This window comes from Bradyrhizobium canariense (assembly GCF_019402665.1).
Taxonomy (GTDB): Bacteria; Pseudomonadota; Alphaproteobacteria; order Rhizobiales; family Xanthobacteraceae; genus Bradyrhizobium; species Bradyrhizobium canariense.
Genome location: NZ_VSST01000080.1, coordinates 44,009 through 52,977, shown reverse-complemented (window position 1 = coordinate 52,977; position 8,969 = coordinate 44,009). Strand labels below are relative to the sequence as shown.

Sequence of the window (8,969 nt, the reverse complement as noted above, 5' to 3'; positions counted from 1 at the left end):
CGCTCGCAATGACGAGCGGAGTCACCCCACCACGATCTCCCCCGCCTCGCCCCCGGACCCCACACCCGGCGGCACCGGCATCGGCACCGTCACATAATCCTTCGGCAGATTCACCGGCCGATAACCGGGCTCCACCGCCATCCGCTTCAACACGCTCTCATGCACATGCGCGCCTTCGGGGATCAGGCGCGGTTCGCAATCGGGAATGTAGAGCCCCATAAACACCTTCCGCTCCGGCCATTCCTTGTAGGTCGCGCTCTTCGGCAGATACTCCAGCACGCGCCAGGGCGCCGTCATCGAATTGTGCAGCTCGCCGGTCTTGCCGGTGAAGGCGGGCGGCACGTATTGAAACGGTGAGTTCTTGCGCTGGATGCCCCAGGCGAGCTGGTTCACCGTGCGCGGGTTGAAGTTCAGCCCCGCCTTGGCCGCCTCCTCGATCATCCAGAGCAGCGGATATTTGGACTCGCCGCTCTCGGCTTCCGGATAGCCGCCGCCGACGTCGCAATGCACGCCGGCGAACCACACCTGCAGGATGTCCTGCGGCTCCTTCTTGTCGTCGGGCACGAAGCGGTTGCGCCAGTAATCCTGCGGCTCCTCATACTGCTTGAGGCGGAACATGCAGCGCCGCTCGTCGATGGCGATCGCCTGGCGGAAGATGTTGACGCTGGGATTGCGCAGCGTGAAGGCGAGCTCCTCGAAGCTCGGCAAATAGCCCCGGTCGGCGCGCGGCACGATCACGCTCGCCACCGTGTCCCAGACGCCGATGAAGTGGATGGTCGGCCAGCGCGACGAGGTGATGCGTGCGAACTGGGCGGCGAGATCGAACTTGTTTTTCGGCAGCGGCCCGCTGTCGTCAAAACCCTCATCGACGAGGTCGCTGACATCGTTGCCGCGCCCGGTGCCGGAATATTGCTTGTAGGCGACGAGGCCACTGCCTGCGAGGTTGGCCTGCTCCGGCGAGATCAGGCCGATCTTGTGGATCAGCCCCGCCAGCACGCGCACGGTATAGGCGCCGCGCGAGAAGCCGAACAGGTAGATCCTGTCGCCCGGCGCGTAGTGCTCGACCAGGAAGCAATAGGCCGACAGCGTGTTGTCATCGAGCCCGTAGCCGGTGGCGAGCCCCAGCACCAGATTGATGTTGGCTTTCCAGCGGTGCCACGTCGACGGCTCGGTCACCGTGCCGACCCCGGGATCGTAGAACACCAGCTGCCGCGGCCGCGTCTTGTCGGTCTTGCGCAGGCAGCGATACAGCTTCAGGACGTTGGAGATGTTTTCGGAAATCTCGTTGCCGGTGCCGTCACAGCAGATGACGAGATTCTTCGGCTCGGATGTGTGGTCGGCGTTGCGCTCGTGCTCCACAGGATACCCCTCCCGCTGATGCTACCCGGGCGAGTATAGCGGAAAAGCACGGGGAGAAGGAGATGTATGGCCGGAAGTTCGACTGCGGCCATCCTTCGAGACGCCCGCCTGCGGCGGGCCCTCAGGATGAGGGATGAGTGTGCGGTGGCATTTCAACGCAGATGAGTGCAGCCAAGCCTCATCCTGAGGAGACCGCGAAGCGGTCGTCTCGAAGGACGAGGCGCTCGCTCAGGCGCCGCTGAGCGTCATATGCGAGAGCCCCGCCGTTGTGAAAGAGGCCGCCCCGCTACTTCTTCTTCTGCCCGATCTCCGGCTGCCACGCCGCATCCTTGCGGCTGGGCGCTGCGGCGCTGGTCTTGATCTTGTCTTTCTTCGGCTTCTTGGTCTCGCGGTTGCTGCGTTGCTGTCCCTTGGCCATGACGTCGTCTCCTCCTGGGTTTCGAGTTCGTCCGCGTGCGAGATCGGCGCTGCAATGGTCGCTGGGCGAGGGCTGTGAGATGCACCCGCCCGAGCCATTGAAGATCGCCGCCGCGCACACGAGGCGCGAAAGATGCAGCGCAACATCGACGCGCGGCAATTGCGTGAGCTGCGCTGACGTGGTCGAGCGTACGCCCGCGCCCTGCCGATGGCGAGGACTAAAACGCCGCGCGCGAGTGTCGCGCTTGCAGCTTAAGTCCCGGCCCGCGCTGACATAAAGCTGGCTATTGCCGGGTAACAAGCGCATGGTTCGCCACGGCTGGCGTCGGTTGGGGCCCCTTCTTTGCGAAAGGCAGGCGCGCATGACCATCCGCTCGCGGCGAGAAACCATCACCTTCAAGCATCCTTTTCACATCCGCGGCCTCGAACGCGAGTTGCCGGCCGGCGCCTATGAGGTCGTCACCGACGAGGAGATGATCGAGGGCCTGTCCTTCGCGTCCTATCGCCGCGTCGCCACCATGATCACCGTGCCCTCCGAGGGCGTGCGCGGTGCGACGGAGATGCTGTCGATCGGCTCGGTCGACCTGGCGGATGCCCAACGTATCGACGCGAGTGCCTGAAATGACTGACATCCCGGTCGATCTCGACAGCCACCGCGGCATGGCCGCCCAGAAGGCAACCGATCTGCGCCGCGCGCTGGCCGATGTCGAGGCCCAGGTCAGGGAGCTGCGCGAGCGCGAGGCCGAGCTCGAAAACCGCATGATGTCGGTGCCCGCCACCTCCTGGCCGGAGGCCGCCGTGAAGGCCCGCCATCTGCTCAACCTCTATGCCGCGAGCCTGCCCACCGAGGACACCCGCCACCGCGCGCTGGTGGCCGCGCTGTTCGACGATTTCGCAAGGCTCAACGGCGACGGCTGACGCGAGCCAATTCGGGCGTCGTCCTGGCGAAAGCCAGGACCCATAACCACCGAAGCGAATTGTTGTGCACCCTCGTGCCACAGCGTGCTTCGATAACGCTGACCGGCGTCCCAATCGCGCACAAGGCCGTCACGACGCGCGGACGCCAAAGGAGTACCCCATGACACTCACCACCAGCCGCTTCATCGCCCACGACCAGGACCGCGGCATCGTCCAGTTCTCGATGCAGGACGGCAGCAAGGAGATCGCCTGCGCGATCTCGACCTCCGCCATGGACGACCTCGAGCGCGGCCCGCGCGCCAGGCCCAGCGAGCGCGAAGAGCAGTTCACCCGCCTGCGCGAACGCATCGAAGCCTGCACCGGACGCAAATATCAGGCGACGGAGTTCGAAGGCACGCCGCCGGGGATCGTGCTGCGGAGCATTGATTTTCGGGGGTAGGGGGAGCCAACATAAAAGGCATGTGCACGACCCGTTCTTGGACCATCTTCTGAGGCCGCGCGCTTATTGCTAGTGCAGCTAGGGCTTCCCATTCATCAGAAGGACGCAAGGGTCGCCCTTGGGGGTTAGGATTGTGGTCTGAAATCGGGCGCGGGTTACGCTGACGCGAAGATTCTGACGATCTTGGCCGATATTGGTGCTGGTGATGTTGTTTCGTACTATCCGATCTGGATTCGAAACGATCTTGCGTCCGGCGAGCCGAGGCCAGCCTTCAAAGATGATGACTTCATCAAATTGTTTACCTTTGGCCTTATGCATATTCATGATGATCACGCCGCGCTCGGGTCGGCCGGCAGTCGCAAAGTGTTCCTGAACGAAAGCTTGTCTGACGATAGCTAGTGCATTCTGGTATTTGCCATGGGCACGCCAGTCTTGGGACAATGACTGACGCAATACCTGGCCTCGCTCTAAGATCCGAATACTGCGAGCCTCCTCGGCAATCTCCCTAAGGCGCGGGCAGTCGCATTCATCAAGCAACGTTCTTAGCTTTATCCAGTCTTTGTCTGGGTCTCCTGAGAGTAGCTGCGACTGGACCTCATCTACAGTGCGGCGTATCGCCTGAACGACGCTGTTAGCAGGCCAAGCCTTCCCTTTTTTACGCTTCTGATAGGCCTTTTCGATCGCGTCGGCTTCCGCAAGGTTTCCCTTACCGGGGTCGTCTCCATCGCGTCCCCGATAGAATGCACACAATAGTTCGATGCAATCTTTAAGGCCTGTGTCGGCTTCTTGTTGGAGCAGGCAAGCAATCGTCTCCGCGGCGAGTATAGGGCCGTCCATGTCGACGGCGGCCGTGTGAGATATCGACGGCATCTTGGCTGTCGGCTCGCGAAGAGATTCGGATACTTGCCGAGTCATTCGTTTTGTTGGAACCAGAATCGCCACCGTCCAATTTTTCTTGCCTGCCTTTAGCCGTCTTTGTCTTGCCTGTAACGTATGTCCGCGTAATGTGGCCAATGCCTGGTTGGCATTCGGCTCAAACCCCGAAAATTGAATGCCTACATAACGATCTTGACTGAAGTGTCCCCTGAGTAAATCGTTTCCAAATTTTGCGATGTCCGTACCTTTGCTCCGGTGATTGTCCGATTTCAGATCAAACTCGTTTGGATGAAATGTGTCTCTGAACTGCTGGAGTCGCTTTTCTTCTGCACCTGCGAATTCAAAAATTCGTTGTTCGGGATCGGCTAGGGCAATTAATGTGTTGTGCTTGCCTATAGCCTTCAGAACGCTCCATTGGTCGGCCGTAGTATCTTGAAATTCGTCCAGAATGATTATTGGAAACGCGGTCGCGATCATTGATCGAATTTTCTTTGAGCCTTTCACGAGCGCGCCTACGAAGTGCGCGAAGACGTCAAAGCAAATCCGCCCCTCCTGCTGGGCGAGACGTATTCGTTCAACGTCCTCGGACTGACGCCTCCTCTTTCGTTCATCTTCTGATAATTTCGAGTTTGATTTGTACTTACGTCGAATAGCAGCGAGAGCAATGGCTTCGTTTGGGGGCGTGACTAGAGTTACGCGCCTTGGCAACCCAACCAGGTACCCGTGCGTTCTCAATATGCGCCAGAAGAATGCATGATAGGTATCAACCTCTATCCTTTGCTTCGCTGTTGGTGAAACTCCTTCTTCCTCGATAGTCTCGATTATTCGGGCTACAGTAGCCCTTGCGAAGCTAAGGAAGAGGATGCATTGAGCCGGCCTTAGAACTGTAGACTGCTGGGCAGCCTTCAGGATTGCGATCGTCGTCTTGCGCGAACCTGGTCCGCCACGGATCAATAGAGGGCCAGCTGCGCCCAAGATTTCGTTCTGCGTCTTTGTGAGATCTACCACGACTCTATTTCGGAAATTTTTCGGAGTGCGGAGACGGGATGACAGGTTCACACGATCGCTTCAGCGAGATGCAAACATCACGTATCCATTGAGGCATCTCAGTCTCGGAGCATTGAGCTAGATAATCAGCGAGCCCCCAGTTTCCCTTGGCGGATCCAAAGAACTCTGCAAGGGCAGCTAGTGGATCGTCCTTCAAGTTGGGATGATTCGCTTTGATGTGCGGGGGCCAGTCTAATCCTGATGCAAATCGTTTTAGCGCGGATTGAGAAGTGTTCTTGAGCACAAGGTTCTCCATGCCTGTCTCATCATGCATAAAGAGAGTCTTCACTACTGCTTCAATCGCAGTTTTGCTGTCATCGGACTGTTTGTCGCAAAAGGCGAATACTTCTTTGTCGAGCTTTGCATATAGACGGGCTAAATCGACAATCTGTGTTTCTGATCCTGCATCAAGGACTGAAATGCCGAGAGCTTCGAGAGATGAGTAACTTTGAGGGTTTAGTTCACTCAGTCGTCGTGCTGCAGACGAGAGTGCAGTCGCCTCGGTTGCGCCTTCGGCTACGAGGACGCGTCGAGCCAGAAGACTTTCACAGAAGCGGGTGCGGAATTGCTGTCGATACCTTTTGAGCTTGATGCTATCGGGCAGGGTTACTGTCGATTGGAGCATTTTTCCTGTTGAGGATCGGCTCAGAACTACCGTTTCTTCGATGGTAAACTCTTCCAGAACGTAGGGAGAATGCGATGTGAAAAGTGTCTGCGCGGAAAGCTTGCGCAGCTCATGCACAATGCGTTTTTGTGCATATGGAGGGATTGCGGTTTCCGGCTCCTCCATCGCAAAAATCACGTTCTGCTTGTCTTCCGCAATCTGCGACAACATCGCGAGGAGCAGCAGGTTGATGGTGCCCGTGCCTTGGCGAAAATAGGGCGCAGAATACGAGCCCGTTCCGGTATCGATAAACGCCGTAATCACTTCCCGCAGATGTCTTCGCGTAAGAGCCGAGACCCTGAGATGAGGTTGGATGCCCCACTCACGCGGGACATACTTTTTTAGTGCTCTATCAATGCTGCTTAGGACACCAGAGATACCTAGCTCGGGGGCGCTTGCTACATCGAAGTTTGACAATTCAGAAAGAGTGGATTCCCACATCTTTGGCCGTATTTCTTTAAGGCGAAGAATTATGTCGAGGAGACTTCCTCGCTCAAGGCTAAGGGCCCTCGCGCCCGTACGGAGCGATCGTAGATATAGAAATCCACATTTCTGCTTGTCCGACTTTGTAAAATGCTCCGGCTTTTCATTTTCATCTATTGTTCGGGTGTAATAGGTCTTCCCTTCAAAGTCGTCCTCCTGGGGATTGTAGCTCCCAATGAACGTGACGCGTAAGGCAGGAATAGTAGCGGACAGATCAAGCTCGGCGGGATCAGATGCATCTGACATCGCGTGTTTCAATACGTCCCACCACTCGATGTAATCTCGAAAGTGTATCTGCTGTTCTTCGGAAAGCCCGGTGACGGTTGCTTCTACAATTATTCGCGGCGCAGTCTCTGAACCATCAGGACGGGCATCGCCTGCCAAATACTGACCAAGATGAAAGTCGTGTTCATCAATGGGGGATTGTCGCGAGAGGCGATCTGGTCCCATGACCAAATCGAGCGCTTCGAGAAGCGTCGACTTGCCGACGTTATTGTCACCTATGAGAACCGCGTGATCTGGAAGGAGCACAGAAGCGGCGCTGATACCGCGAAAATTTTCGATGAAAAGGTGGCTGATCTTCAAAATAACCTCGGACAACGGCGCTCAGTCTAATGCACGTCATGGTTGTCTGATCACTCGCTAAAAGCAATCCATCTTCTTGTTAGACTTCAGTGAGAAAAGCCTCTTGCATCGCACAAACAAAACGGCCGGATCTTCCGATCCGGCCGTCACGCAAAACTCTACTTGGCTCAGCCTACGCCACCCGACGCAAGCCTCCGCCCAATACGAAAATTCTCAGCTCGCCTTCTTCTCCGGTGCCGGCGTCGGGCCGACTTTCTTCTGGATGGCGCGCTTCAGCTCGAGGGCGCGGGGCGAGAGCACGGCGGCCTTGGCCTTGAGCAGGAAGGGATCGAGGCCGCCATTGTGGTCGACGCTCTTGATCGCGTTGGTGGAGACGCGCAGGCGCACGTTGCGGCCCAGCGCTTCGCTGATGAAGGTCACGTTGACCAGGTTCGGCAGGAAGCGGCGCTTGGTCTTGATGTTGGAGTGGCTGACCGTGTGGCCGACCTGGGGGCCCTTGGCCGTCAATTCGCAGCGGCGAGACATGGCTAAATCCTCAATCTTTCCCAACGATGTGCGGCCGCCATTCGGGGCGCCACGGGCAAATTCTCTGTCCTTGCAGGGAGCGGGCGGACGTATAGGGGGGAAGCGGCGGGACGTCAAGGTTTTGGGGCGGGTTTCGTGCTCCAAGGTAGGTGTCATCGCCCGGCTCGACCGGGCGATCCAGTACTCCGAGACGGCGCGGCTGACCAGAGGGGCCGCGGCGTACTGGATGCCCCGCCCCAGTGCGCAAAAGGCGGGGCATGACAGCGGTGGAGGTGGCGGGGTGAGGTGCGCGGTTCTGACCCGCCCCGATCACCAAAACGGCAATGATTATCGCGCCTTACCATCACATAAAGGGCGTATTCGCGCCCGAAGAGTCCAGTGGAGTTCCGGACGCGGAGTGGCCCGGACACATTGCTTGGCGCGCTATTTGGCTTAAGTAACAACCGTTCGCGCCCCGATTGGATTGTTTCGTGCTCACAACGTCTCATCTTGCGCCAAGCCTGCGCCCAAATGAGCTGCGCTCAGCGAAGCGGCGCGCAAGGAATCCACGCGCAAGTCATCCGCGCCCTGCCGGCCGCTGGGTCATGGCGGCCCTTTTCGGGCTGGTGTTGGCGTGGGCGGCGGAGCCTGCGGCGGCGCAGGGCAAGCTCGAGGCACAATACGAGGCGACGCTGTCGGGCATTCCCGTAGGCCGAGGCGCCTGGAACATCGACATCCAGGACGATGTGTTCGCGGCCGCGGCCTCCGGCGGCACCTCGGGGCTTCTAAAATCCTTCGCGGGCGGGTCGGGCACCGGCGCCTCGCAGGGCCGCGTGGTCAACGGCGCGCTGGTCGCGACCGGCTACCAGGCCTCCACCACCACCTCGAAGAAGACCGAAGAGATCCGCATCACGCTCGACAAGGGCAATGTGAAGGATTTTGCCATCCTGCCGGAGCCGCCGGTCGATCCCGACCGCATCGTCGTCACCGACGCGCATCGCCGCGGCGTCTGGGACCCGATGACGGCCTCGCTGGTGCGCGTATCCGGCACTGGCGACGTGCTGTCGGCGGACGCCTGCCACGGCAGCGCCGCCGTGTTCGACGGCCGCATGCGCTACGAGCTCAAGCTCGATTTCAAGCGCATGGAGAGCGTGAAGGCGGAGAAGGGCTATCACGGCCAGGTCGTGGTCTGCTCGCTGTATTTCGTGCCCATCGCCGGCTACATTCCCGACCGTCCCGTGATCAAATATCTCGCCGCCCAGCGCAACATCGAGGTCGCGTTCGCGCCGATCGCGGGAACGCGCATCCTGGTGCCGTTTTGGCTGAAAGTGCCGACCCCGCTCGGGCCGGCCATGCTGGAAGCCACCAGCTTCATCACCACGGCCCAGCCGCCCAGGATCGCGAAGACGCAGTAGAGGGGCGTCCCGTGCTGAATCTCCCTTTTGGCGAAAATAAACGCAAGCGATTTCAATGGCATCCCTACTGTGCATGGGGTTGTTTTCGCACTTTTTGTTTGGGAGGGCTCCAGGGCCGGGAATCCATTTGACTCCTCCCCGATTCTGATTCGACTCCGCGCCGTCCCCAGCTTTAACGAATCCGCCACCGAAACGTCGCTTGTGCGGCGGGCCAAAACTCCATCTAGTGCGAACCACTAAGCCTCCCGCGACATCTTGCGAG

At 59.1% G+C, this 8,969-nt stretch carries 9 protein-coding genes; 4 read left to right on the top strand and 5 right to left on the bottom strand.

Annotated features, from left to right (window positions below):
• Positions 1–21 precede the first annotated feature (21 nt).
• Together FXB41_RS34035 and FXB41_RS41610 are read right to left on the bottom strand one after the other, a co-directional pair.
• Positions 22–1,359, bottom strand: a complete 1,338-nt coding sequence (locus tag FXB41_RS34035) for a T6SS phospholipase effector Tle1-like catalytic domain-containing protein (RefSeq protein WP_219684851.1) — start codon at positions 1,357–1,359, stop codon at positions 22–24.
• A gap of 286 nt (positions 1,360–1,645) precedes the next feature.
• Entirely contained in the window at positions 1,646–1,777 is a 132-nt protein-coding gene (locus tag FXB41_RS41610; RefSeq protein ID WP_007599247.1) for a hypothetical protein, read from the bottom strand.
• A gap of 361 nt (positions 1,778–2,138) precedes the next feature.
• Between FXB41_RS41610 and FXB41_RS34030 the strand changes: the two genes are divergently transcribed.
• From FXB41_RS34030 to FXB41_RS34020, 3 genes are all read left to right on the top strand, one after another.
• Positions 2,139–2,396, top strand: coding sequence for a hypothetical protein (locus tag FXB41_RS34030; protein WP_027515171.1), 258 nt, complete (start codon positions 2,139–2,141; stop codon positions 2,394–2,396).
• A gap of 1 nt (position 2,397) precedes the next feature.
• Complete coding sequence (locus FXB41_RS34025; protein ID WP_018452940.1) at positions 2,398–2,694, top strand: hypothetical protein; 297 nt, start codon at positions 2,398–2,400, stop codon at positions 2,692–2,694.
• A gap of 160 nt (positions 2,695–2,854) precedes the next feature.
• A complete protein-coding gene (locus FXB41_RS34020) occupies positions 2,855–3,133 on the top strand; it encodes a DUF1488 family protein (protein ID WP_007599254.1) in 279 nt (92 codons plus the stop codon).
• A 78-nt stretch (positions 3,134–3,211) separates the two neighbouring features.
• Here FXB41_RS34020 and FXB41_RS34015 read toward each other — a convergent pair whose 3' ends face one another.
• From FXB41_RS34015 to rpmB, 3 genes are all read right to left on the bottom strand, one after another.
• Positions 3,212–5,017 (bottom strand): UvrD-helicase domain-containing protein, encoded by a 1,806-nt coding sequence (locus FXB41_RS34015; protein ID WP_219684850.1) that lies wholly within the window; start codon positions 5,015–5,017, stop codon positions 3,212–3,214.
• A gap of 4 nt (positions 5,018–5,021) precedes the next feature.
• The gene (locus FXB41_RS34010) at positions 5,022–6,803 is read right to left on the bottom strand and encodes an ATP-dependent nuclease (protein WP_246649419.1); all 1,782 of its coding nucleotides are present in this window, start codon (positions 6,801–6,803) and stop codon (positions 5,022–5,024) included.
• Between the two features lie 198 nt (positions 6,804–7,001).
• Complete coding sequence (rpmB, locus tag FXB41_RS34005; protein WP_026232426.1) at positions 7,002–7,313, bottom strand: 50S ribosomal protein L28; 312 nt, start codon at positions 7,311–7,313, stop codon at positions 7,002–7,004.
• Between the two features lie 584 nt (positions 7,314–7,897).
• Here rpmB and FXB41_RS34000 point away from each other — a divergent pair.
• Entirely contained in the window at positions 7,898–8,707 is an 810-nt protein-coding gene (locus FXB41_RS34000) for a DUF3108 domain-containing protein (protein ID WP_219684849.1), read from the top strand.
• Positions 8,708–8,969: the final 262 nt, after the last annotated feature.